This is a genomic window from Streptomyces sp. NPDC088785, from assembly GCF_044750685.1.
Taxonomy (GTDB): domain Bacteria; phylum Actinomycetota; class Actinomycetes; order Streptomycetales; family Streptomycetaceae; genus Streptomyces.
The window spans coordinates 878,490-901,809 of the sequence record NZ_JBIVKH010000002.1 but is presented as its reverse complement, the minus strand read 5'-3'; the positions used below and the strand labels follow the sequence as shown (position 1 = coordinate 901,809).

General features: G+C 71.5%; 20 protein-coding genes. 6 read left to right on the top strand and 14 right to left on the bottom strand.

All coding sequences use genetic code 11. The features are described from left to right. Positions 1-8 precede the first annotated feature (8 nt). From tal to pgl, 4 genes are read left to right on the top strand one after another with little or no spacing between them, the layout of a single operon-like run. Complete coding sequence (gene tal / locus ACIP5K_RS09700; RefSeq protein ID WP_401407225.1) at positions 9-1,127, top strand: transaldolase; 1,119 nt, start codon at positions 9-11, stop codon at positions 1,125-1,127. Positions 1,128-1,131: 4 nt separating this feature from the next. Continuing rightward, positions 1,132-2,667 (top strand): glucose-6-phosphate dehydrogenase, encoded by a 1,536-nt coding sequence (gene zwf, locus ACIP5K_RS09695; protein WP_401407223.1) that lies wholly within the window; start codon positions 1,132-1,134, stop codon positions 2,665-2,667. Beyond that, positions 2,664-3,782: a glucose-6-phosphate dehydrogenase assembly protein OpcA gene (opcA, locus tag ACIP5K_RS09690; protein WP_401407221.1), complete on the top strand. Its 1,119-nt coding sequence runs from the start codon at positions 2,664-2,666 to the stop codon at positions 3,780-3,782. The genes zwf and opcA overlap by 4 nt, the downstream gene beginning before the upstream one ends. Beyond that, positions 3,779-4,564 (top strand): 6-phosphogluconolactonase, encoded by a 786-nt coding sequence (pgl, locus tag ACIP5K_RS09685; protein ID WP_401407219.1) that lies wholly within the window; start codon positions 3,779-3,781, stop codon positions 4,562-4,564. The genes opcA and pgl overlap by 4 nt, the downstream gene beginning before the upstream one ends. Positions 4,565-4,804: 240 nt before the next feature. Here pgl and ACIP5K_RS09680 read toward each other — a convergent pair whose 3' ends face one another. The 12 genes from ACIP5K_RS09680 to uvrC all read right to left on the bottom strand — a co-directional run bounded on the left by ACIP5K_RS09680 (position 4,805) and on the right by uvrC (position 18,838). Continuing rightward, the gene (locus ACIP5K_RS09680; RefSeq protein ID WP_401407217.1) at positions 4,805-6,505 is read right to left on the bottom strand and encodes an FUSC family protein; all 1,701 of its coding nucleotides are present in this window, start codon (positions 6,503-6,505) and stop codon (positions 4,805-4,807) included. Positions 6,506-6,609: 104 nt separating this feature from the next. Then, positions 6,610-6,867 (bottom strand): DUF2087 domain-containing protein, encoded by a 258-nt coding sequence (locus ACIP5K_RS09675; RefSeq protein WP_401407577.1) that lies wholly within the window; start codon positions 6,865-6,867, stop codon positions 6,610-6,612. 288 nt (positions 6,868-7,155) lie between these two features. Beyond that, positions 7,156-8,811 carry a glucose-6-phosphate isomerase gene (pgi, locus tag ACIP5K_RS09670; RefSeq protein ID WP_401407215.1) on the bottom strand — a complete coding sequence of 552 codons (1,656 nt, stop codon included), beginning with the start codon at positions 8,809-8,811 and terminating at the stop codon, positions 7,156-7,158. 206 nt (positions 8,812-9,017) lie between these two features. After that, positions 9,018-9,353 carry an RNA polymerase-binding protein RbpA gene (locus ACIP5K_RS09665; protein WP_111666920.1) on the bottom strand — a complete coding sequence of 112 codons (336 nt, stop codon included), beginning with the start codon at positions 9,351-9,353 and terminating at the stop codon, positions 9,018-9,020. Between the two features lie 226 nt (positions 9,354-9,579). Beyond that, positions 9,580-9,810 carry a preprotein translocase subunit SecG gene (secG, locus tag ACIP5K_RS09660; RefSeq protein WP_111666919.1) on the bottom strand — a complete coding sequence of 77 codons (231 nt, stop codon included), beginning with the start codon at positions 9,808-9,810 and terminating at the stop codon, positions 9,580-9,582. A 142-nt stretch (positions 9,811-9,952) separates the two neighbouring features. Beyond that, complete coding sequence (gene tpiA / locus ACIP5K_RS09655) at positions 9,953-10,729, bottom strand: triose-phosphate isomerase (RefSeq protein ID WP_401407212.1); 777 nt, start codon at positions 10,727-10,729, stop codon at positions 9,953-9,955. Positions 10,730-10,735: 6 nt separating this feature from the next. After that, positions 10,736-11,947, bottom strand: coding sequence for a phosphoglycerate kinase (locus ACIP5K_RS09650; protein ID WP_401407210.1), 1,212 nt, complete (start codon positions 11,945-11,947; stop codon positions 10,736-10,738). 138 nt (positions 11,948-12,085) lie between these two features. Continuing rightward, entirely contained in the window at positions 12,086-13,096 is a 1,011-nt protein-coding gene (gene gap, locus ACIP5K_RS09645) for a type I glyceraldehyde-3-phosphate dehydrogenase (RefSeq protein ID WP_401407208.1), read from the bottom strand. A gap of 546 nt (positions 13,097-13,642) precedes the next feature. Next, on the bottom strand, positions 13,643-14,680 hold the full coding sequence (gene whiA, locus ACIP5K_RS09640) for a DNA-binding protein WhiA (RefSeq protein WP_401407206.1): 1,038 nt from the start codon (positions 14,678-14,680) through the stop codon (positions 13,643-13,645). After that, positions 14,671-15,708 carry a uridine diphosphate-N-acetylglucosamine-binding protein YvcK gene (gene yvcK / locus ACIP5K_RS09635; RefSeq protein ID WP_401407204.1) on the bottom strand — a complete coding sequence of 346 codons (1,038 nt, stop codon included), beginning with the start codon at positions 15,706-15,708 and terminating at the stop codon, positions 14,671-14,673. The genes whiA and yvcK overlap by 10 nt, the downstream gene beginning before the upstream one ends. Continuing rightward, positions 15,705-16,727, bottom strand: a complete 1,023-nt coding sequence (gene rapZ, locus ACIP5K_RS09630) for an RNase adapter RapZ (RefSeq protein ID WP_401407203.1) — start codon at positions 16,725-16,727, stop codon at positions 15,705-15,707. The genes yvcK and rapZ overlap by 4 nt, the downstream gene beginning before the upstream one ends. Continuing rightward, positions 16,724-18,838 (bottom strand): excinuclease ABC subunit UvrC, encoded by a 2,115-nt coding sequence (gene uvrC, locus ACIP5K_RS09625; RefSeq protein ID WP_401407202.1) that lies wholly within the window; start codon positions 18,836-18,838, stop codon positions 16,724-16,726. Before uvrC ends, rapZ begins: the two co-directional genes overlap by 4 nt. A gap of 757 nt (positions 18,839-19,595) precedes the next feature. On the opposite strand from uvrC, the gene ACIP5K_RS09620 reads away from it, so the two are divergent. Then, a complete protein-coding gene (locus tag ACIP5K_RS09620; RefSeq protein WP_401407201.1) occupies positions 19,596-20,381 on the top strand; it encodes a hypothetical protein in 786 nt (261 codons plus the stop codon). Positions 20,382-20,428: 47 nt separating this feature from the next. Here ACIP5K_RS09620 and ACIP5K_RS09615 read toward each other — a convergent pair whose 3' ends face one another. After that, positions 20,429-20,860 carry a Rieske 2Fe-2S domain-containing protein gene (locus ACIP5K_RS09615; protein WP_401407199.1) on the bottom strand — a complete coding sequence of 144 codons (432 nt, stop codon included), beginning with the start codon at positions 20,858-20,860 and terminating at the stop codon, positions 20,429-20,431. A 508-nt stretch (positions 20,861-21,368) separates the two neighbouring features. Between ACIP5K_RS09615 and ACIP5K_RS09610 the strand changes: the two genes are divergently transcribed. After that, a complete protein-coding gene (locus ACIP5K_RS09610) occupies positions 21,369-22,310 on the top strand; it encodes a carbohydrate kinase (protein ID WP_401407197.1) in 942 nt (313 codons plus the stop codon). Positions 22,311-22,401: 91 nt separating this feature from the next. Here the strand turns inward: ACIP5K_RS09610 and ACIP5K_RS09605 are convergent, their stop codons facing one another. After that, the gene (locus ACIP5K_RS09605) at positions 22,402-23,259 is read right to left on the bottom strand and encodes a helix-turn-helix domain-containing protein (RefSeq protein ID WP_401407195.1); all 858 of its coding nucleotides are present in this window, start codon (positions 23,257-23,259) and stop codon (positions 22,402-22,404) included. Positions 23,260-23,320: the final 61 nt, after the last annotated feature.

The window sequence follows — 23,320 nt, the reverse complement described above, 5'->3', positions numbered from 1 at the left end:
CAATTTCCATGACAGACGCACTCAAGCGCCTCTCCGAGGAGGGCGTGGCGATCTGGCTGGACGACCTGTCGCGCAAGCGGATCACGTCCGGCAATCTCGCCGAACTGATCGACCAGCAGCACGTCGTGGGCGTCACCACCAACCCGTCGATCTTCCAGAAGGCGATCTCGGAGGGCGACGGTTACGACCAGCAGCTCGCCGACCTCGCGGCCCGCAAGGTGACCGTCGAGGAAGCCATCCGCATGATCACGACGGCGGACGTCCGCGACGCCGCCGACATCCTGCGCCCCGTCTTCGACGCGACGGACGGCCAGGACGGCCGGGTCTCCATCGAGGTCGACCCGCGCCTCGCGCACAACACCAGGGCGACCGTCGCCGAGGCCAAGCAGCTGGCGTGGCTGGTGGACCGGCCGAACACGCTCATCAAGATCCCGGCGACGAAGGCCGGCCTGCCGGCCATCACCGAGGTCATCGGCCGGGGCATCAGCGTCAACGTGACGCTGATCTTCTCGCTGGAGCGTTACCGCGAGGTCATGGACGCCTACCTGGCGGGCCTGGAGAAGGCCAAGGCCGCGGGCCTGGACCTGTCCAAGATCCACTCGGTGGCGTCCTTCTTCGTGTCCCGCGTGGACACCGAGATCGACAAGCGGATCGACGCGCTGGGCACCGACGAGGCGAAGTCCGCGCGCGGCAAGGCCGGTCTGGCCAACGCGCGTCTCGCGTACGAGGCGTTCGAGGAGGTCTTCAGCGGTGACCGCTGGGCCGCCCTGGACAAGGCGCGGGCCAACAAGCAGCGCCCGCTGTGGGCCTCGACCGGCGTGAAGGACAAGGCGTACAAGGACACCCTGTACGTCGACGACCTGGTCGCCCCGGGCACGGTGAACACCATGCCGGAGGCCACGCTGGAGGCCGCGGCCGACCACGGCCAGATCTCCGGGAACACCATCGCGGGCACGTACGACAAGTCCCGCCAGGAGATCGAGGCCGTCGAGAAGCTCGGCATCTCGTACGACGAGGTCGTCCAGCTCCTGGAGGACGAGGGCGTCGAGAAGTTCGAGGCGGCCTGGAACGACCTGCTCAAGTCGACCGAGGCGGAGCTCAAGCGCCTCGCCCCTTCGGAGGGCTGAACCCTTGACCGCACACGGAGCGCACCACAATCCGCTCCGTGACGCCGCAGACCGACGGCTCCCGCGCATCGCGGGGCCGTCGGGTCTGGTGATCTTCGGCGTTACGGGTGATTTGTCACGCAAAAAGCTGATGCCTGCCGTTTATGACCTCGCCAACCGGGGTCTGCTCCCCCCGGGCTTCTCGCTGATCGGGTTCGCCCGCCGCGAGTGGCAGGACGAGGACTTCGCGCAGGAAGTGCACGACGCGGTCAAGCAGCACGCCCGTACGCCGTTCCGCGAAGAGGTCTGGCAGCAGCTCATCCAGGGCATGCGCTTCGTCCAGGGCAACTTCGACGACGACGACGCCTTCGAGAACCTCAAGGCGACGATCAACGACCTCGACAAGTCGCAGGGCACGGGCGGCAACTTCGCGTTCTACCTCTCGGTGCCCCCCAAGTTCTTCCCGCAGGTCGTGCAGCAGCTCAAGAAGCACGGGCTCGCGGACGCGCCCGAGGGCTCGTGGCGGCGCGCCGTCATCGAGAAGCCCTTCGGCCACGACCTGGCCTCCGCCCAGGAGCTGAACGCGATCGTGCACGAGGTGTTCGACCCGGACCAGGTGTTCCGGATCGACCACTACCTCGGCAAGGAGACCGTCCAGAACATCCTGGCGCTGCGCTTCGCCAACCAGATGTTCGAGCCGATCTGGAACCGGTCCTACGTGGACCACGTGCAGATCACCATGGCCGAGGACATCGGCATCGGTGGCCGCGCGGGCTACTACGACGGCATCGGCGCGGCCCGCGACGTCATCCAGAACCACCTGCTCCAGCTGATGGCGCTGACCGCCATGGAGGAGCCCGCCTCCTTCGACGCGGACGCGCTCGTCGCCGAGAAGGCCAAGGTGCTCGGCGCCGTACGGCTGCCCAAGGACCTGGGCCGCGACACGGTACGCGGTCAGTACGCGGCCGGGTGGCAGGGCGGCGAGAAGGCCGTCGGCTACCTTCAGGAAGACGGCATCGACGCCAAGTCGAAGACCGACACCTACGCCGCGGTGAAGCTGGAGGTGGACAACCGCCGCTGGGCGGGCGTCCCCTTCTACCTGCGCACCGGCAAGCGGCTCGGCCGCCGCGTCACCGAGATCGCCGTCGTCTTCCAGCGCGCCCCGCACTCCCCCTTCGACCACACGGCGACGGAGGAGCTGGGCCAGAACGCGATCGTCATCCGCGTCCAGCCGGACGAGGGCATCACGGTCCGCTTCGGCTCCAAGGTGCCGGGCACCTCGATGGAGATCCGGGACGTCTCGATGGACTTCGCCTACGGCGAGTCCTTCACGGAGTCGAGCCCGGAGGCGTACGAGCGGCTGATCCTGGACGTGCTGCTGGGCGACTCGAACCTCTTCCCGCGCACGGAGGAGGTCGAGCTGTCCTGGAACATCCTCGACCCGATCGAGCAGTACTGGGACACGCACGGCAAGCCCGCGCAGTACCCGTCCGGCACGTGGGGGCCCGCCGAGGCGGACGAAATGCTCGCACGAGACGGACGGAGCTGGCGGCGCCCATGAAGATCGACCTTACGGACACCACGTCCAGCAAGATCAACAAAGCGCTGGTGCAGGGCCGCCGTGCCATCGGCACCCCGGCCGTCGGCATGGTGCTCACCCTCGTCATCGTCACCGACGAGGAGAACGCGTACGACGCCCTGAAGGCGGCCAACGACGCCTCGCGCGAGCACCCCTCGCGCACCCTCGTGGTCATCAAGCGCGTCTCCCGCTCCCCGCGCGACCGCACGAAGTCGCGGCTCGACGCCGAGGTGCGGGTCGGCGTGGAGGCGGGCACCGGCGAGACCGTGATGCTCCGGCTGTACGGCGAGGTCGTCAACCACGCCCAGTCGGTCGTCCTGCCGCTGCTCCTGCCCGACGCCCCCACGGTCGTCTGGTGGCCCGTGGACGCGCCGCTGGACCCCGCGAACGACCCGCTGGGCGCCCTGGCCCAGCGGCGCGTCACGGACACGTACGCGGCCGAACAGCCGGTCCACGAGCTGGAGGCCCGCGCGGCGTCCTACGCCCCCGGCGACACCGACCTGTCCTGGACCCGGATCACGCCGTGGCGCTCCATGCTCGCGGCGGCCCTGGACCAGGTCACGACGGACGTCACCTCGGTCGAGGTCGAGGGCGAGGAGTTCAACCCGAGCTGCGAGCTGCTGGCCATGTGGCTCGCGGACCGACTGGACGTCCCCGTCAGGCGCACCCTCTCGGCGGGCCCCGGCCTGACCGGCGTGCGGCTCGACTCCACGCACGGCCCGATCGTCCTCGACCGGGCCGACGGCACGCTGGCGACGCTCTCCATCCAGGGGCAGCCGGACCGGGCCGTCGCCCTCAAGCGGCGCGAGACGTCCGAGCTGATCGCGGAGGAGCTGCGCCGGCTGGACCCGGACGACACCTACGCGGCGGCCCTGCGGTTCGGCGTGGACCGGCTCGGCGAACCGGCGGACCAGACGACGGTCCCCGAGGAGCCGGCGCCGGACCGGCACGCGGCGCACCCGGAGCCCGCGCCCGTCAAGAAGGCGGCCGCCAAGAAGGCTCCCGCGGCCCCCGCCAAGAAGGCGGCGGCCAAGAAGACAGCGGCGAAGAAGGCCCCGGCCAAGAAGGCTCCGGCCAAGAAAGCGGCGAGCAAGTGAGTGCAGCACCCCAACTGGTCGTCCATCGCGACAAGGAGCTGATGGCGCAGGCGGCCGCGGCCCGGCTGATCACCAAGATCGTCGACGCCCAGGCCGCCCGCGGCACCGCCTCCGTCGTCCTGACGGGCGGCCGCAACGGCAACGGCCTGCTGGCCGCGCTCAGTTCGTCCCCGGCCAGGAACGCGATCGACTGGGGCCGCCTCGACCTGTGGTGGGGCGACGAGCGGTTCCTGCCGGACGGCGACCCCGAGCGCAACGTCACCCAGGCCCAGGAGGCGTTGCTCGACGCCGTTCCGCTCGACCCCGCGCGCGTGCACGCCATGCCCGCGTCGGACGGACCCCACGGGGACGACGCGGACGCGGCCGCCGAGGCGTACGCCGCCGAACTGGCCGCAGCGGCCGGGCCGGAGGACCACGGGGACGTGCCCGCCTTCGACGTCCTGATGCTGGGCGTCGGCCCGGACACGCACGTCGCGTCGCTCTTCCCCGAGCTGCCGGCGGTCCGCGAGACGGAGCGCACGGTCGTCGGTGTGCACGGCGCCCCGAAGCCCCCTCCCACGCGCGTGACGCTCACGCTTCCGGCGATCCGGGCCGCGCGTGAGGTGTGGCTGCTGGCGGCGGGCGAGGACAAGGCCGAGGCCGCCGCGATCGCGCTGTCGGGCGCGGGAGAGGTCCAGGCCCCCGCCGCGGGCGCCTACGGCCGCTCGCGCACGCTGTGGCTGCTCGACGCGGACGCCGCGTCGCAGCTCCCTCCGGAGCTGTACCCGCCGGCGGTCTCCTGACCACTGACGCGGCCACGGGCCCCGTTCGCGCGCACGACGTCCCGTGCGCGGTCGAGCGGGGCCCGACGCGTCCGGGTCCGCTGCGAGCCCGGGCGCGGGCGGCACGGCGTCGGGCACGGCCCGGCGGCGACGGTGCGGCGGCGGGTCGTGCGTCGCGGCCCCGATCGGCCGCACGGGGCCGGTGTCCGGGCGGCGGCGCGTCGCGGCCGGGCCGCCGCGCGGTCGTCCCGGCGGCGCCGGTCAGGCCCGCTGCTCCCCGGCGCCGACGAGCGGCTCGTCGCGTGCCAGCCCCTGGCGGCGCACCGTCGCGGCGAGCGTGCGGTGGGCACGCTGCTCGGTGCGCATCAGCCGCTCCTCGGGCAGGGCGCGCTGCCACCATTCGCCGGCGGCGGTGTCGGCGGCGTCCCGCAGCTCCACCAGGCTGGCGGTGAGCCGGCGGCGGGCGGCGGCGAGATCGGCGGCGGAGCCCCTGGGGGCGGCCAGCGCGCTGTCGGCGCCCGCGGCGGCCCGTTCGGTGGCGTCGAGGGCCTGTTCCATCCGGCCGCCGCTGCGCCGGTTGGTGATGAGCACGGCCGCGGCCAGGCCGACCACGACACCGGCGAGGGTGTCGAGGACCCGGTCGGTGACGAGTTCCGTGACGGGCCGGACCTGGGCGAACTGGGTGATCAGCAGGGCCATCGGCGTGACCGAGACGGAGCCGAGCCAGTAGTTGCGGCTCATCAGCATCTCGCTGAGGAAGCTGAGGACGACGCACAGGGCGGCCAGGACGACGACACCGGTGCGGGCCAGCGGGACGAGCGCGACGAAGACCAGGACGCCCAGCACGTTGCCCAGCAGGCGCTGGAGCACGCGGTGCCAGGTGAGGGTGACGTTCGCCTGATAGATGGCGCCGGCCGAGACGACAGCCCAGTACGGATGGCCCACGCCGAGGGCCAGGCTCGCGTACCCGGCGGCCGCGCAGCCGACGGCACAGCGCGCGGCGACGGGCAGCAGCGCCGATCCGGGCCGCAGGAGAAGGGCGGTGAGCCGCTCGCGTCCCCGCGCGCGGCGCTCCGCGCGCTCGGTGTCGATGCCCAGCAGTTCGTCGCCGCCGCCCGTGGGCAGCGTCACCTCGGGCAGGGCGCCGCCGCCGCGGACCTGGCGGGCCCAGCCGAGCAGGCGGTCCCGGTCGCCCGCGTGGGGTGTGCCGACGAGGGCGGCCTCGGCGCGCAGGACGAGGTGTTCCAGGGTGCGCCGGGCCGGGGTGCGCCCGCCGGCGGCCAGCAGGCACTGCCAGGCGCCCTGTACGGCCGCCGCGGCGGCGTGCCGGGCCCGGGAGTGCCGGGCGGTGTCGTCGGTCGCGAGACAGGCCGCCGAGGCCTCCAGCGCCCGTGCCGTGGCGATGCGCTCGGGCCCCTCGGGCCGGACCAGCGCCGGGGCCAGCACCACGAGCGCGGCGACGGCACCGCCGCCGAGGGTGAGCAGGGCGTGGAAGGGGACCTCGCGCAGTTCCTGGGGAGCGAACAGGGTGCCCGAGATGACGAAGACGGGGATCACATGGCCGGGCGGGCCGATCCGGGTGGCGTCGCAGACGGCCTTCAGGACCCCGGCGAGCACCCCGGCGATCGCGATGAGCGCGACGACGCTGCCGACGAGGGAGGCGCAGAGCAGCGCCACGGTCATGCCCGTGGTCATGCCGGCGACGACCCAGCCGGTGGCCCGCACGCGCGCGGTGTAGGGCAGCTGATGTCCGTAGAGCGCGCAGAACGCCCCGGCCATGGCGTACATCGCCAGCTCGCCGCGGCCCGCGACGAGCAGCGGCGCGAGGACGAGGGCGGCGGCCACGGCGACGCTGGTCGCGGGCTTGAACCAGATGTCGGACGGGCGGCCGACACGGAGCACGCCGGCCAGCGGGAGCCTGCGGACGGGGGGCTGTCTGGTGGCGGGCACGGCGTTGCTCATGCCAAAAGATTAACATGTGTTTTACCTGTAAAAGATTACGCTCGGGTCCGCCCCTCCATGGCCCCTCCGGACAACCCGGCCCGCCCGCGAGCCCGTCGCCCGGTCTAGCGCGCCGCCACCTGGTAGTCGGAGCCGTCCTTCTCGCGCACCAGCAGGCCGTCGATGACGCAGTAGCGGCGCAGGGCGGCGGTGTCGTCGTGGACGGTGCGCAGCGCGTCGTTGACCTCGCGCTCGCTGTAGGAGCGCGCCGCGTCGAAGAGCGTGCCCGTGAGGTGGACGAGCAACTGGTGGCGGACGGCGGGACGCACGGGGATCGCCGTCAGCCGGCCGCCCGCGAAGAATCCGGTGAGGTGGCGCGGCACCCCGTGGGCCTGCTCCGGCGTCCTGGCCCGCCGGAACACCTCGGGCCCGGCCCGCAGCGCTCCGCCGGCGTCGCGCTCGACGAGCCCGGCCGCGATCAGCTTGCCCAGATGCTTGCGGGCGACCGGGGAGTCGGCCTCCCGCGGCGGCAGGTCGTCGAGGACGACACGCGCGTACAGCCTGAGGCGTTCGGGGTCGGCGAGCGCTGAGAACAACTGGTCCACGGGGGCCTCCGGGCAGTGACGGGCGGAACCGGCAGTCTGGCCCGCCCCCGGCCCCCGCGCATCCGATTAACGGCCGCGCAGCTCCCGGTACTCGGCCACGAGCGCCTTGGTCGACGCGTCGAGCCCGGGCACGTCGGCGCCCTCGGTCAGGGCCGGCTCCACGCGCTTGGCCAGCACCTTGCCCAGTTCGACGCCCCACTGGTCGAAGGAGTCGATGTTCCACACGGCGCCCTGGACGAACACCTTGTGCTCGTAGAGCGCGACGAGCTGACCGAGCACCGAAGGGGTGAGCTCGCGCGCCAGGATCGTCGTCGTCGGGTGGTTGCCCTGGAACGTCTTGTGCGGCACCAGGTCCTCGGTGACCCCTTCGGCGCGCACCTCGTCGGGCGTCTTGCCGAAGGCCAGGGCCTGCGTCTGCGCGAAGAAGTTGGCCATCAGCAGGTCGTGCTGGGCGACGAGCCCCTGCGCCAGGTCGGCGACCGGCTCGGCGAACCCGATGAAGTCCGCCGGGATCAGCTTCGTGCCCTGGTGGATCAGCTGGTAGTAGGCGTGCTGGCCGTTCGTGCCCGGGGTGCCCCACACGACCGGGCCGGTCTGCCAGGCCACCTCTTCGCCGTCACGCTGCACGTGCTTGCCGTTCGACTCCATGTCGAGCTGCTGCAAGTAGGCGGTGAATTTCGACAGGTAGTGACTGTAGGGCAGAACGGCGTGCGACTGGGCGTCGTGGAAATTGCCGTACCAGATGCCCAACAGGCCCATCAGCAGCGGCACATTGGACTCGGCGGGCGCGGTGCGGAAGTGCTCGTCGACCTGGTGGAACCCGTCGAGCATCGCGCGGAACGCGGCCGGGCCGATCGCGATCATCAGCGAGAGCCCGATCGCGGAGTCGTACGAGTAGCGTCCGCCGACCCAGTCCCAGAACTCGAACATGTTGGCCGTGTCGATGCCGAACTCGGTGACCTTCTCGGCATTGGTCGACAGCGCCACGAAATGCTGGGCGACGGCATCCTGACCGGCACTCAGTTCACCGAGCAGCCAGGTGCGGGCGGACGTCGCGTTGGTGATCGTCTCGATGGTGGTGAACGTCTTCGAGGCGATGACGAACAGCGTCTCCGCCGCGTCCAGGTCCCGTACGGCCTCGTGGAGGTCCGCGCCGTCGACGTTCGACACGAAGCGGACCGTGAGGTCGCGGTCGGTGAAGGAGCGCAGCGCCTCGTACGCCATGGCGGGACCGAGGTCGGAGCCGCCGATACCGATGTTGACGACGTTCTTGATGCGCTTGCCGGTGTGGCCGGTCCACGCGCCGGAGCGCACCTTGTCCGCGAACGCGGCCATCTGGTCGAGGACGGCGTGCACGGCGGGTACGACGTTCTCCCCGTCGACCTCCACCACGGCGTCGCGCGGGGCGCGCAGCGCGGTGTGCAGCACGGCCCGGTCCTCGGTCGTGTTGATCTTCTCGCCGCGGAACATGGCGTCGCGCAGCCCGAACACGTCGGTCTCCTCGGCGAGGTCGCGCAGCAGCCGCAGCGTCTCGTCGGTGACCAGGTGCTTGGAGTAGTCGACGTACAGATCGCCGACGCGCAGCACGTAGCCGGAGCCGCGCGCGGGGTCGGCCGCGAACACCTCGCGCAGCCGCAGGTCGCCCAGCCGCTCCCGGTGCTCGGCGAGGGCCCGCCATGCGGACGTCTGGGTCAGCACTGCCTGCTTGTCGGACGCGTTCATCTCGACCTTCAGCCTTCTCTCGTACGCGCGTACGGGCGTTGCCCCACTACTGCCACCCAACCTAGTTGATCAGGGTGAATCGGGCCTTTCGGCGCAGCACGATCCGGGCGTGCGGAAGCCCGCGCGGACGGCGGCCCCGGGCGCGCGACGACCGGGTACGGAGACGGGCCGGGCACCGTCCCCGGTGCCCGGCCCGGCCGGAAAATTCAGATCTCGCCCCGCAGTTTCGCGAGCGCCTCGGCGAGGATGGCCTCGCCGTCGGCATCGCTGCGACGCTCCCGTACGTACGCGAGGTGCGTCTTGTACGGCTCGGTGCGCGGCGGGTCCGGCGGATTGTCCCGGTCCTGCCCCGCCGGGAATCCGCAGCGCGGACAGTCCCAGGTCTCCGGCACCTGCGCGTCGGAGGCGAAGCTCGGCTGCGTCTGGTGCCCGTTCGAGCACCAGAAGGAGATGGCCAGGCGCGGCGCGGACTCGCCACGCTCGGCCTCGCCCATCGGCCCCGCCCCGACCCGACTTCCTCGGATCGCGTTGCCACTTGCCACGGTCGTAACTCCCTGCGTGATGGTGCCGCGAAGCGTGTCGGCGTCTCGCTTCGCCGCGGAGCGCCTCAGTCTACGTAAGGCCCAACGCGCGTCCAGTGATTGGAGTTACCTCCCTCCACCTAGACGCAAGCCCCATGATAGGCCGCGCAGTTGAGCGCGTACCTTACATGGGGCCTTACGTGAAAACACGTGACCTGTGTGCAGTTGTGACGAGTCGCTGCGAAGGTCAGTTGTTGATCTTCATGAGAATGCCGAGCACGACGATGCACGCGAACCACAGCAGACCGATCACGACGGTGATCCGGTCCAGGTTGCGCTCGGCGACCGAGGAGCCACCGACGGACGACTGCATGCCGCCACCGAACATGTCGGAGAGGCCGCCACCCTTTCCCTTGTGCATGAGCACCAGGAGCATCAGCAGCAGGCTGAAGACGATCAGGGCGATCGAGAACCCCATAACCACGGCTGGACCAACTTCCTCGGACTGAACTCGGACTGAAGGTGACTTGAACTGAACGGTGACGTGAACCGACGCTCAGGGCCGAGCAGCGTGCCGCTCGGCCCCCGCAAGGGTACGACGTATCGCCGTCAGCGCCTACTCACTGCTCGCCGAAGCGGACGATCTTGACGAACTCGTCGGCGTCCAGCGAGGCGCCGCCGATCAGGGCGCCGTCGATGTCGGCCTGGCCCATGATCTCCTTGACGTTGCCCGACTTGACGGAGCCGCCGTACTGGATGCGGACCTTCTCGGCGACGTCCTCGGAGTACAGCTCGCCGAGCTTGCCGCGGATGGCCTTGCAGACCTCCTGCGCGTCGTCGGCGCCGCACACCTTGCCGGTGCCGATGGCCCACACGGGCTCGTAGGCGATGACGACGGTCTCGGCCTGCTCGGCCGGCAGGTCCTTGAGGCCGCCCTCGACCTGGGCGAGGGTGTGCGAGACGTGGTTGCCCGCCTCGCGGACGTCCAGCTCCTCACCGACGCACAGGATCGGGGTGATGCCGTGCTTGAAGGCGGCCTTCACCTTGGCGTTGACGATCTCGTCGGTCTCGTCGTGGTACTGCCGGCGCTCGGAGTGCCCGATCGCGACGTAGGTGCACTTGAGCTTGGCGAGCATCGGGCCCGAGATCTCACCGGTGTAGGCACCGGAGTCGTGCGCCGAGACGTCCTGGGCGCCGTACTTGATCTTGAGCTTGTCGCCGTCCACCAGCGTCTGGACGGAGCGCAGGTCGGTGAAGGGCGGCAGGACGGCGACCTCGACGGCTTCGTAGTCCTTGTCCGCGAGGGCGAAGGCGAGCTTCTGGACGTGGGCGATGGCCTCGAGGTGGTTGAGGTTCATCTTCCAGTTGCCCGCCATGATCGGCGTGCGGGTGCTCATAAAGGGTCAGTCCTCCAGTGCGGCGAGACCGGGCAGCGTCTTGCCCTCGAGGTATTCGAGGGAGGCGCCGCCGCCGGTCGAGATGTGGCCGAATGCCTTCTCGTCGAAGCCCAGCGTACGGACCGCGGCCGCGGAGTCGCCGCCGCCCACCACGGTGAAGCCCGGGGAGTCGATGAGGGCCTGGGCGAGCTCCTTGGTGCCCTCGGCGTAGTCGGGGTGCTCGAAGACGCCCATCGGCCCGTTCCAGAAGACGGTCTGCGCGTCGGCGAGCTTCGAGGCGTACAGCTTGCGGGTCTGCGGGCCGATGTCCAGGCCCTCCTGGTCGGCCGGGATGGCGTCCGCGGCGACGGTGGAGGGGTTGGCCGGGGCCTTGGTCTTGAGGTCGGGGAACTCCGTCGACACCAGGACGTCCACCGGCAGCACGAGCTCCACGCCGCTCTTCTCGGCGCGCTCCAGGTACTCGGTGACCGCCGGGAGCTGGTCCTCCTGGAGCAGCGAGATGCCCACCTCGTAGCCCTTGGCCTTGAGGAACGTGTACGCCATGCCGCCGCCGATGAGGAGCCGGTCGGCCTTGCCGAGCAGCTCGTCGATGACGGCCAGCTTGTCGGAGACCTTGGCGCCGCCGAGCGCGACCACGTAGGGGCGCTTGACGTCGTCGGTGAGCTTCTTCAGGACGCCGACCTCGGTGGCGATGAGGAAGCCGGCGTAGTGCGGGAGGCGCTTCGGCAGGTCGTACACCGAGGCGTGCTTGCGGTGCACCGCGCCGAAGCCGTCGCCCACGTAGAGGTCGGCGAGGGCGGCGAGCCGGTCGGCGAACTCACCGCGCTCGGTGTCGTCCTTGCTCGTCTCCCCCGCGTTGAAGCGCAGGTTCTCGAGGACGGCGACCTGCCCCGGCTCCAGGCCGTTCACGGCGTCGTGGGCGGCGGGGCCGACGGTGTCCTGGGCGAACGCGACCGGCTTGCCGAGCAGCTCGGCGAGGCGCTCGGCCGCGGGCAGCAGGGAGAACTGCGGGTCCGGGGCGCCCTTGGGGCGGCCCAGGTGGGAGGCGACGACGACCTTGGCGCCCGCCCCGGCCAGGGCCTCGACGGTCGGCAGGACGGCGCGGATGCGGCCGTCGTCGGTGATGAGGCCGTCGGCCAGCGGCACATTGAGGTCGGCGCGGACGAACACCCGCTTGCCTTCGACCCCTTCGGCGAGAAGTTCCTCAATGGTCTTCATGAGTGGGCTCCTTGAGAGGACTGGTCGTACGAGGCTGGGAGGCTGACGTGCGAAGGGTCCGGACCGTCGCGCGGCGTCGCGCGGGTCCGGACCCTTCGCTCACATCTGAGTGCCTTGCTGCTCCAGAACCTTAGAGGTTCAGAGCTGGCCGCCGACGAAGACCGTGAGGTCGACGAGGCGGTTGGAGTAGCCCCACTCGTTGTCGTACCAGCCGAGGATCTTCACCGTCTTGCCCTCCTGGACCATCGTCAGGGAGGAGTCGAAGGTGCAGGACGCCGGGTCGCTCACGATGTCCGAGGACACGATCGGGTCCTCGGTGTAGTACAGGATGCCCTTGAGGTCGCCGTCGTCGGCGGCCTTCTTGAACGCGGCGTTGACCTCGTCCTTGGTGACCTCGCGCTGGAGGTCGACGACCAGGTCGGTGGCCGAGCCGGTCGGGACCGGGACGCGCATCGCGATGCCGTCGAGCTTGCCCTTGAGCTGCGGCAGGACCAGGGCGGTGGCCTTGGCGGCACCCGTCGTGGTCGGGATGATGTTCTCGGCGGCGGCGCGGGCGCGACGCAGGTCCTTGTGCGGGAAGTCAAGGATGCGCTGGTCGTTGGTGTACGCGTGCACCGTCGTCATCAGGCCCTTGACGATGCCGAAGTTCTCGTCGAGAACCTTGGCCATCGGCGCCACACAGTTGGTGGTGCAGGAGGCGTTCGAGATGACGTGGTGGTTCGCCGCGTCGTACTTGTCCTGGTTGACGCCCATCACGATGGTGATGTCCTCGTCCGAGGCGGGGGCCGAGATCAGGACCTTCTTGGCGCCACCGGCGATGTGCTTGGCGGCGTCGGCCTTCTTGGTGAAGATGCCGGTCGACTCGATGACGATGTCGACGCCCAGCTCACCCCACGGGATGTCGGCCGGGTTGCGCTCGGACAGCACCTTGATGGTGTGGCCGTCCACCGTGATGGTGTCCTCGGTGTGCGACACCTCGGCCTTGAGACGGCCCAGGATGGTGTCGTACTTCAGAAGGTGTGCGGTGGTCGCGGTGTCACCAAGGTCGTTGACAGCCACGATCTCGATGTCCGCACCCTGGTCCAGCAGCGCGCGGAAGTAGTTACGACCGATGCGGCCAAAGCCGTTGATGCCTACGCGGATCGTCACGAACCGATCTCCTCGTTGGTACGCCGGGTTTCGACGCCGGCGAGATGTATTGGGATGTCCCCGACCGCCTCCGACCCTACCTCTCATAAAGGCTTTGGGTGACATCGAGCGTCCGTACACAGCGCTCATCGACTCGTACTCACCAGTAACGTCGTGGCCGCGGCTTATTTCGAGGGTATTTCCGCGCCGATCCGGCCGTTCGGTCGCTAATTGAGCGCGGGACCATTCCGATGAGCGCAATGGGCGGGGGCCCGGGGACCTGGGCCGTCCGGGTGGCGGGGCCCGCCGCGGACCGGCGGGGTGTCGGTGAACGGCGGCGGTCCGGACGTCCGCTTTCCGGATTTCGGCGGCCGGCCGATGAGCCGGCCGATGACCGGATAAATGCGCGCGGGAAGTGGCGGCCGACAGGTGGCCAACAGGAAATTGAGGCGAAATCGCGGGACCGGCCGCCGGGGGCCGGAAGCGGGAGGACCGGAAGACGGGAAAAGCCGGTGGCGGCACCCTTCGGGGGTACCGCCACCGGCTCCGCGCGCCGGTCGGCGGGCCTCAGCCCACCATGTTGTCCGCGAGGCTGCCCGCGAGGTCCTCGGCCATCTCCTCCGCCATCTCGTCGGCCAGCTCCTCCGTCAGGTTCGACTCCGTGCCCGGGATGCCGAGGTCCTGCGCCCGCTTGTCCGCCATGGCCAGCAGGCGGCGGATCCGGCCGGCGACGGCGTCCTTGGTCAGCGGCGGGTCGGCGAGCGCGCCCAGCTCCTCCAGGGAGGCCTGCTTGTGCTCCATCCGCAGCCGTCCGGCCGCCGCCAGGTGCTCGGGCACCTCGTCGGCCAGGATCTCCAGGGCGCGCTGCACCCGCGCACCCGCGGCGACCGCGGCGCGCGCCGAGCGGCGCAGGTTCGCGTCGTCGAAGTTCGCCAGGCGGTTGGCGGTCGCGCGGACCTCGCGGCGCATCCGCCGCTCCTCCCACGCGAGCACCGACTCATGAGCACCCATCCGGGTGAGCAGCGCGCCGATCGCGTCACCGTCCCGGACGACGACCCGGTCGACGCCGCGCACCTCGCGGGCCTTGGCGGCGATCGAGAGCCTGCGGGCGGCGCCGACCAGCGCGAGCGCGGCCTCCGGGCCCGGGCAGGTCACCTCCAGCGAGCTGGAGCGCCCCGGCTCGGTCAGCGAGCCGTGCGCCAGGAAGGCGCCCCGCCAGGCCGCCTCCGCGTCGCAGGTGGCCCCCGAGACCACCTGCGGGGGCAGACCCCGGATCGGACGGCCGCGGCCGTCCACGAGCCCCGTCTGGCGGGCCAGCTGGTCGCCGCCCGCCACCACCCGTACGACAAAGCGCGAGCCGCGGCGCAGCCCGCCCGGTGCCATCACGATCAGCTCCGAGCTGTGCCCGAAGATCTCCAGAATGTCCCGCTTGAGCCGCCGGGCGGCCATCGCGGTGTCCAGCTCCGCCTCGATCACGATGCGGCCGCTCACCAGGTGAAGGCCGCCCGCGAACCGCAGGATCGCCGAGACCTCGGCCTTCCTGCAGCAGGTCCGGGTGACGGGGAGCCGGGAGATTTCGTCCTTCACCGCTGCCGTCATCGCCATGGGCCGATCCTTCCATGCATCCGAAAAATACGGTCGTACGCGGCGGCCAACAGCTCCGGATCGTGCCTTGGAGTTCCGTCGGGTCTGGCTACCGGCGCCAGCTCGACCGCGGCACCGAATCGCTCCTTGGCGGCATCGATGAGTTCATCGCGGTCGGGCACGGCGGCCTCGTCGGCCAGCACCACGTCCAGGGCGAGTTTAGGGGCGTGTCGTCCCAAAACCTCCAAATGACGCTGCGGGGAGAAGCCATCGGTTTCTCCGGGTTGCGGAGCGAGGTTGAGCGAGAGCACCTTGCGGGCCTTCGTCTCGACGAGCGCGTCGAGCAGTTCGGGCACCAGGAGGTGCGGGATCACCGAGGAGAACCAGGAGCCCGGGCCCAGCACCACCCAGTCCGCGTCGAGTACGGCCGCGACCACCTCGGGAACGGCCGGCGGGTCGTGCGGCACGACGTGCACGGACTGGACCTCGCCCAGGGTGAGCGCGACGTTCGCCTGACCGCGAATGGTCCGGATGTCGTCCGGGCGCGTCGGATCGTCTCCCCTGACCTCGGCCTGGAGCTCCAGCGGCACCGCCGACATGGGCAGGACCCGGCCGTGCGCGCCCAGCAGCTTGCCGACGAGGTCGAGGGCCTGGACGTGGTCCCCGAGCTGCTCCCACAGGGCGACGATCAGCAGATTGCCGACGGCGTGGCCGTTCATCTCGCCGGGTGACTGGAAGCGGTGCTGGATGACGCGGGCCCAGGTCTGGCCCCAGTCGTCGTCGCCGCACAGGGCCGCGAGGGCCTTGCGCAGGTCGCCGGGCGGCAGGACGCCCAGCTCGTCGCGGAGGCGCCCGCTGGAGCCGCCGTCGTCGGCGACCGTGACGACGGCCGTGAGGTCGCCCGTGATGCGGCGCAGCGCCGCGAGGGAGGCGGACAGGCCCATGCCGCCGCCGAGCGCGACGACCTTGGGCGTGGCGCCCCTGCCGGGCGCCGCCGGGGAGGTTCTGCGGCGGATCCTGCTGGTGAGCCGGAGCGTGCGTCCTGTCATTCCCGGCCCATGTCCCGGTGGACGACCACCGTCTCCACGCCCTGCGCGGCGAGGCGGGCGGCGAGCTTCTCCGAGGTGGCGACGGAGCGGTGCTTGCCTCCGGTGCAGCCGACGGCGATGGTCACATACCGCTTGCCCTCGCGCCGGTAGCCGGCCGCGATCAGCTGGAGCAGCTCGGTGTAGCGGTCCAGGAACTCCTTGGCGCCGGGCTGCGAGAAGACGTAGTTCGAGACCTCCTCGTTGAGCCCGGTGAAGGGGCGCAGCTCGGGGACCCAGTGCGGGTTCGGCAGGAACCGCATGTCGACGACGAGGTCGGCGTCGACGGGCAGACCGTACTTGAAGCCGAACGACATGACGGTGGCCCGCAGCTCGGGCTCCTCCTCGCCCGCGAACTGGGCGTCCATCTTGGCGCGCAGCTCGTGCACGTTCAGGCTGGAGGTGTCGATGACGAGGTCGGCGTCGCCGCGCAGCTCGCGCAGGAGTTCCCGCTCGGCGTCGATGCCGTCGACGATGCGGCCGTCGCCCTGGAGGGGGTGCGGGCGGCGCACCGACTCGAAGCGGCGCACCAGCGCCTCGTCGGAGGACTCCAGGAAGACGATGCGCCGGGTGACGTGCTTGGACTCCAGGTCGGCGAGGGATTCCCGGAGGTTGTCGAAGAAGCGGCGGCCGCGGACGTCGACGACGACCGCGATCCGTGCCACGTTCCCCTGCGAGCGGGCGCCGAGCTCCACCATCGTGGGGATCAGCGCGGGCGGCAGGTTGTCGACGACGAACCAGCCGAGGTCCTCCAGACACTTGGCGGCGGTGGAGCGGCCCGCGCCCGACATCCCCGAGATGATCACCAGCTCGGGGATGGCGGAGTCGGTGGCTCCGGGGGTGTCGTGGGTGGTGCCTGTGCCGGTACTCACTGCTGCTCCATGGTCGGGTTGCTGCCCGGTCGGCCGCTCCGGCGCTGCGGAGCCGTGTGCCGTACCGCCGGCTTCGCCGGTGCCGCTGCTCTCGTGGTCCTGCTCGCTCATGGCTCCTGCCCCCGTCGTTCTTCCGAAGCGCCCACGGGCTCCTCGCCGGTCCGCGCGTCCGGCGCGGGGTCCGTGGCCTGGTCCTGGGCCCGGTCCGCGGCGCTGTCCTCGGTGTGGTGGTCGGTCTGGTCGTCGTCTTCCATGATCTCTCCGGTGGCCGTGTTCACCGCGGGTGCCGCCGGTGCCGCCAGCGCGAAGGCGGCCACGATGGTCTCGGCGGTCTTGCGGCCTATGCCGGGAACCTCGCAGATCTGGTCGATTGTGGCGGACCTCAGCCGCTTCACCGAACCGAAGTGCTTGATGAGGGCCTGCTTACGGGCGTCACCCAGTCCCGGTACGTCGTCCAGCGGGCCGGCCCGGAAGCGCTTGGCCCGCTTGGTGCGCTGGTAGGTGATCGCGAAGCGGTGCGCCTCGTCGCGCACCCGCTGGAGAAGATAGAGCCCTTCGCTGGTCCGCGGCAGCACCACCGGGTCGTCCTCGTCCGGCACCCAGACCTCTTCGAGGCGCTTGGCGAGGCCGCACACGGCGATGTCGTCGATGCCCAGCTCGTCCAGGGCCCGCTTGGCCGCCGCGACCTGCGGCTGGCCGCCGTCGACGACGACCAGCTGGGGCGGATAGGCGAACTTCTTGGGCCGGCCGTCGTCCTCGGTGAGGCGCATCTCCTGCTCGGTCTCGTCGTCGAGCTCGGCGTCGGACCAGTCGGCCGACTTCTCCTGGGCGGCGAGATAGCGCTTGAAGCGGCGCGTGATGACCTCGTGCATGGAGCGCACGTCGTCCTGGCCCTCGAAGCCCTTGATCTGGAAGCGCCGGTACTCGCTCTTGCGGGCGAGGCCGTCCTCGAAGACCACCATGGAGGCGACGACGTCGTCGCCCTGGAGGTGGGAGATGTCGTAGCACTCGATGCGCAGCGGGGCCCCGCCCAGGTCGAGGGCCTCGGCGATCTCCTCCAGGGCGCGCGAGCGGGTGGTCAGGTCGGAGGCGCGCCGGGTCTTGTGCAGGACAAGCGCCTGCTGTGCGTTGCGGTGAACGGTCTCCATGAGGGCCTTCTTGTCGCCGCGCTGCGGGATGCGCAGCGAGACGATGGAGCCGCGGCGCTCGGTCAGCCAGGCCTGGATCGGCTCGACGGGCTCGGGCAGCGCGGGGACGAGGACCTCCTTGGGGACGGCGTCGCCGCTCTCCTCGCCGTAGAGCTGCTGGAGCGCGTGCTCGACCAGGTCACCGCTGGTGACGGCCTCGACCTTGTCGGTGACCCAGCCGCGCTGGCCGCGGACGCGGCCGCCGCGCACGTGGAAGATCTGGACCGCCGCCTCCAGCTCGTCCTCCGCGAGGGCGATGAGGTCGGCGTCGGTGGCGTCGGCGAGCACGACGGCGCTCTTCTCCATGGCCTTCTTCAGGGCCTCGATGTCGTCGCGCAGGCGGCCCGCCCGCTCGTACTCCATCTCCTCCGCCGCCGCCTGCATCTCCTTCTCCAGGCGGCGGATGTACGTCCCCGTCCGTCCGGTCATGAAGTCGCAGAACTCGTCCGCCAGTTCGCGGTGCTCGTCCGGGGTGACGCGGTCGACGCAGGGCGCCGAGCACTTGCCGATGTAGCCGAGGAGGCAGGGGCGGCCGGTCCTCGCCGCGTTCTTGAACACTCCGGTGGAGCAGGTCCGCACCGGGAAGACCCGCAGCAGCAGGTCGACGGTGTCGCGGATCGCCCAGGCGTGCGTGTACGGGCCGAAGTAGCGCACGCCCTTCTTCTTCTGGCCCCGCATGACCTGGACCCGGGGGAATTCCTCGTTCATGGTCACCGCGAGGTACGGATAGCTCTTGTCGTCGCGGTACTTGACGTTGAACCGGGGGTCATATTCCTTGATCCAGGAGTATTCCAGCTGGAGCGCCTCGACCTCCGTGGACACCACGGTCCACTCCACGGACGCGGCCGTGGTGACCATGGTGCGGGTGCGCGGGTGCAGATTCGCGAGGTCCTGGAAATAGTTCGCCAGGCGCTGGCGCAGGCTCTTCGCCTTTCCGACGTAGATCACCCTGCGGTGTTCGTCACGGAACCTGTACACCCCTGGGGAGTCGGGGATCTGTCCCGGCTTGGGGCGGTAGCTGGAGGGGTCGGCCATGTCAGACACCCTACTTCCGGGGTGTGACACTTCGGGCCGGTCCGCCCACCGGACCACCGCACACCCCGCCAGGTCAGTCCCCTCGGCCCGGTCGGCCCGGTCGGTCGGCGAGCCTGGAGGGTGGCGGGCCGGCGGGTCGGGGTCTCCCCGCGGTCGGCGGGGTGGGCGCGGTGCCCATCACGCCCATTTCCGCCAAGCCGGACGCACCGCTGACGCCGACCCTTGTCGGCGGCAGATCAACACGCTTCAATGCCGGGTGACTTCGGGTGGCGAAGGACGCCGTACGGAGGTGGCCGTGCGAAGGTGACCGGCGCGACTCGGCCGCCTCCCGGACGACGGCCCACCGACGCGGAAACGACCTCGGTACGTCGATCGGCCGCCCCACTCCGACCGGCGCGAGCGCCCGGTGACGGTGATGTGGACGTCCACATGCCGCAGGCGGTGCGCGGAGAAGCGGGAGACCCCGATGCGACTGGGCGAACGGCACATGAGCGCGACACCGGGACCGACCCGGGGGCTGGGTCCGACCTCGACAACGGTGCCGACGCCCGGGTCAGGGCCGGGGTCGGGGTCGGGGTCGGGGTCGGTTCCACCGGCACCGTCGGCCCTTACATCCGTGCCGGAACCCGCTCCCTCGTTGGAGGCGGCTCTGCGGAGCGGTCCGTTCCATGTCGCTCTGCGCGCCGCGATCGCCGCCCGGAGACTGCCGCTGCACCGGGTTCAGCACCATCTGTCACGCCAGGGCATCAAGGTCGGGGTGACGAGCCTGAGTTACTGGCAACAGGGCGCTCGGCGACCGCAGCGCGACGAGTCGATGCGGGCGGTGCGCGCGCTGGAGGAGATCCTGCGACTGCCCGACGAGTCGCTGATCAGGCTGCTCGGCCCGGGCGAGAAGGCCGTGGCCACCCGACGGCCCACGACCCGCTCCTACCGTGCCCTGGTCACGGCCTCCGGAGCCCTCGACCGGCTGCTGGCCGACCTGGGATCGCCCCTGGACGGCGGCCCGCGCACCGTGGGGCACGTCGAACGGGTCCGGATCGGCGCGCACAGGGAGCTGCTCGGCAGGGACTCGCAGCACATCGTGCGGGCCCACCGCGACGGAGTGGATCGCTATGTGGCCGTCCACCACGGAGGTCCGGGCTGCTCCCCCGGCGAGGTGGCGGTGGAGGCCATGGAGAACTGTCGTACGGGGCGGGTGCGCTGGGACACCGGTACCGGGGTGCTGGTGGCGGAACTGCTCTTCGACACCCGGTTGCGGTCCGGGGAGACCCACGTGTTCCGGTACGGGTTCGAGGACGGCACGGCGGGCGCTTCGAGCGAGTACATCCGGGGATTCGGCCGCCCGGCCGGGCAGTACGCGCTCCAGGTGCGGTTCGCCGCTGCCGCGCTGCCCGTACGCTGCCACCGCTTCGCCCAGCAGTCGACGGCGGCACCGCGCGTGGACCGCCGGGAACTGGCACTCAGCGTCCGGCACCGGTCCGTGCACGTGGTGGAGCAACCGGTGCGGGTGGGGCTGCTGGGGATCGGCTGGGACTGGGAGTAGGGAGGAACCGGGGCGAGAGCGGGAGGGAGAGCGCGGGAGGCCCGCGACTACTTCTGGGGGCCCGCGACGATCTTGCCGCCCTCGACCTTCACCGACAGCTCCTCCAGCGGTTGCGTCGCCGGGGACTGGAGGACCTTGCCGGTGGTGGCGTCGAACTTGCTGCCATGGCAGTTGCACGTCAGTTCCGTGCCCTTGAGCAGGGCGATCGGGCAGCCCGCGTGGGTGCAGATGGTGCTGAAGGCTCTGTAGTCGCCGCCCTTGGCGCGGCTGACGACGACGTGCTCGTCCTTGTAGAGCTTCGCACCGCCTTCGGGCACGTCCTCGGCCCTGCCCAGGTCGACGGGGGCGGTGGGTGCGGCGGCCGCGCCCGAGTCCGACCCGGTCGAGCACGCGGTCAGGCCGATCCCGGCCGTCCCCGCGAGGGCGGCGCCGCGCAGTGCGGTGCGACGGGAGATACGGGAAGGGGTCGTGCCGGCCATCGGGGCTCCACAGGGGTCGCTGGGCGGAGGAACAGCCGGGCGACAGACCGAGAACCGAGCGGCCTTGAGGCTGATCAGGGGTGACAGATCAGACGATACCGGCGGGGCGACGGGCGCTTCCCGGGGCCCCCGGGAGAGACGGGGCGACGGGGACTTTCCGGAAGCCCGGGGAGGCGGCGAGGGCGGAACTCCCGCGCGCGGGCGCTGCCCGACCCTGTCCTCGCCGTGCCCGCTTCGGCTCTGGACGTGCCCGGGTCGGGGGCGGGTGCTGCCCTCCGCGGCGCTGACGTTCTAGCCTGCCGTCGGACGGCTCACATGGTGGGCCCGACCCGACCCGACCCGACCCGACCCGTCTCGGCCCGGCGCCCAGCCGGGGCGGCCGGGCACAACCGCAGTCCGCAGTCCACAGTCCGCACCCGCACCCGCACCCGCACCCGCACCCGCACCATGCAGTACGCCCGCCGACCTGGCCGTCCCCGTCCCGTCCCGCCGTCCGAAAGGCCCCCTTGTGATCGTCGTCGCCGGAGAGGCCCTGATCGACCTCGTCCCGCTGGAGGCGAGCCCCGCCGACGGGGTGGACCGGCGGGCGGCGGGGCTGCCCCAGCTCGCGCCGCGTCTCGGCGGCGGCCCGTACAACACGGCGGTGGCCCTCGGCCGGCTCGGCTCCCCCGTCGCGTTCTGCTCGCGCCTGTCGCGGGACGGGTTCGGCGAGGCCCTGCTGGCCGGCCTGCGCTCGGCAGCCGTGGACGTGTCCCCCGTGCAGCGGGGCGACGAACCGACGACGCTGGCGGTCACGGCCATCGGGCCCGACGGGTCGGCCGGCTACTCCTTCTACGCGGAGGGCACCGCCGACCGCCTCTTCTCGGTGCCGGACCGGCTGCCGTCGGGGACGCGCGCGGTGTCGTTCGGCACCTGCTCGCTGGTTCTGGAGCCGGGCGCCACGGCCTACGAGGAGGTGATGCGCTCGGCCGCCGCGCAGGGCCTGTTCACCGCGCTCGACCCGAACATCCGGGCCGGGCTGATCCCCGACGCGGACGCCTACCGGACCCGCTTCAAGAGCTGGCTGCCGTCGACCACGCTCCTCAAACTGTCCGAGGAGGACGCGCAGTGGCTGGGCGGCACCCCACGGGAGTGGCTGGCCGACGGTCCCGCCGCCGTGGTGCTCACCCGCGGCGGGAACGGCCTGACCGTCTTCACCCGGGACGGCGGCGAACACGCCGTGCCGGGTGAGCAGGTCGAGGTCGTCGACACCATCGGCGCCGGTGACACCGTCAACGCGGCACTGCTGCACGGCCTTGCGCAGCGGGACGCCCTCTCCCCCGCCGCCGTCGGCGGCCTGGACGGCGACGGCTGGACCCGCCTGCTCGGATTCGCGGCGCACGCGGCGGCGATCACCTGCTCCCGCGCCGGCGCGGAACCGCCGTACGCGTCCGAGGTCGGCGGGGTGTAGGCGTCGGGTCCTGCGGCCCGGGGCCCGGCGAGATGCGGGTGCCGGGTTCGGTCCGGTCCCGCCCCCGCCCCCGGCCCCGGCCCCGGCCGTCTCAGCCGTTGACCGCGCGCAGCGCCCCCGGGGTGCGTCCGTCGAGCCGGTCGAGGGCCGCCGCCGTGGCGTCGTCGGCCGGCAGCAGGACGAGGATCGTCTGCGCGTCGGCGTCCGGCAGCGACAGGGCCTCGTACGCCATGCGCAGCGGCCCCGCCTCGGGGTGCTCCACGAGGTCGTGACCGGCGCGCCGGGGCAGAGTCGGCGCCGCCGCCATCCGGTCGGCGAAGGACGCACCCGCGGTCACCGTCAACTCGTCGACGAGAGCGATGACATGAGCGTCCACGAGCGGCGCGCCCTGCCGGAATCGCGCGATCTGGTCGTCGGCGACCCGGTCCCAGTCGGGGTGGACGAGGCGGGCCCGCTCGTCGGTGAACACGTACCGCAGGAGGTTGGGCCGCTCGCCGTCCAGGATGCCGAGCGGTCCGGCGAAACGGGCGTAGCCGTCGGTGTGGGCCAGGATGTCGCCGACCCAGTTCACCAGGACCGCCGGGGCCGGTTCGAGGCGGCGCAGCACTGCGCGGACACCGGGCCTGACCGCCTGGGACGGAGCGGTGACCCCGGAGCAGAACGCGGCGTCCGCCCCGCTCGCCTTCGCCAGGCGGCGCAGCAGCAGCCGCTCGTCCGTCGCAAGGCGCAGGGCGTCGGCCAGGGCGCCGAGGACCGACGGCGACGGATTGCGGTCCCGCCCCTGTTCGAGCCGGGTCAGGTACTCCACGCTGACCCCGGCCAGCGTGGCCAGCTCGGAGCGGCGCAGTCCCGGAGTGCGGCGGCGCGGACCGGTCGGCAGCCCCGCTTCGGCGGGAGTGACCGCTTCGCGGCGCGTCCGCAGGAACGTACCCAACTCGTTGTCACTCACCCGGCGAACGTACCAATCCGGGCGGCCGCACATCGTGGCCCTGTCACTACCACTCTCGGCT

Coding starts and splice junctions, on each gene's coding strand:
- tal (WP_401407225.1), top strand. CDS start 9: ATGACAGACGCACTCAAGCGCCTCTCCGAGGAGGGCGTGGCGATCTGG.
- opcA (WP_401407221.1), top strand. CDS start 2,664: ATGAAGATCGACCTTACGGACACCACGTCCAGCAAGATCAACAAAGCG.
- ACIP5K_RS09680 (WP_401407217.1), bottom strand. CDS start 6,505: ATGAGCAACGCCGTGCCCGCCACCAGACAGCCCCCCGTCCGCAGGCTC.
- pgi (WP_401407215.1), bottom strand. CDS start 8,811: ATGAACGCGTCCGACAAGCAGGCAGTGCTGACCCAGACGTCCGCATGG.
- secG (WP_111666919.1), bottom strand. CDS start 9,810: ATGGGGTTCTCGATCGCCCTGATCGTCTTCAGCCTGCTGCTGATGCTC.
- tpiA (WP_401407212.1), bottom strand. CDS start 10,729: ATGAGCACCCGCACGCCGATCATGGCGGGCAACTGGAAGATGAACCTC.
- ACIP5K_RS09650 (WP_401407210.1), bottom strand. CDS start 11,947: ATGAAGACCATTGAGGAACTTCTCGCCGAAGGGGTCGAAGGCAAGCGG.
- whiA (WP_401407206.1), bottom strand. CDS start 14,680: ATGGCGATGACGGCAGCGGTGAAGGACGAAATCTCCCGGCTCCCCGTC.
- yvcK (WP_401407204.1), bottom strand. CDS start 15,708: ATGACAGGACGCACGCTCCGGCTCACCAGCAGGATCCGCCGCAGAACC.
- rapZ (WP_401407203.1), bottom strand. CDS start 16,727: ATGAGCGAGCAGGACCACGAGAGCAGCGGCACCGGCGAAGCCGGCGGT.
- uvrC (WP_401407202.1), bottom strand. CDS start 18,838: ATGGCCGACCCCTCCAGCTACCGCCCCAAGCCGGGACAGATCCCCGAC.
- ACIP5K_RS09615 (WP_401407199.1), bottom strand. CDS start 20,860: ATGGCCGGCACGACCCCTTCCCGTATCTCCCGTCGCACCGCACTGCGC.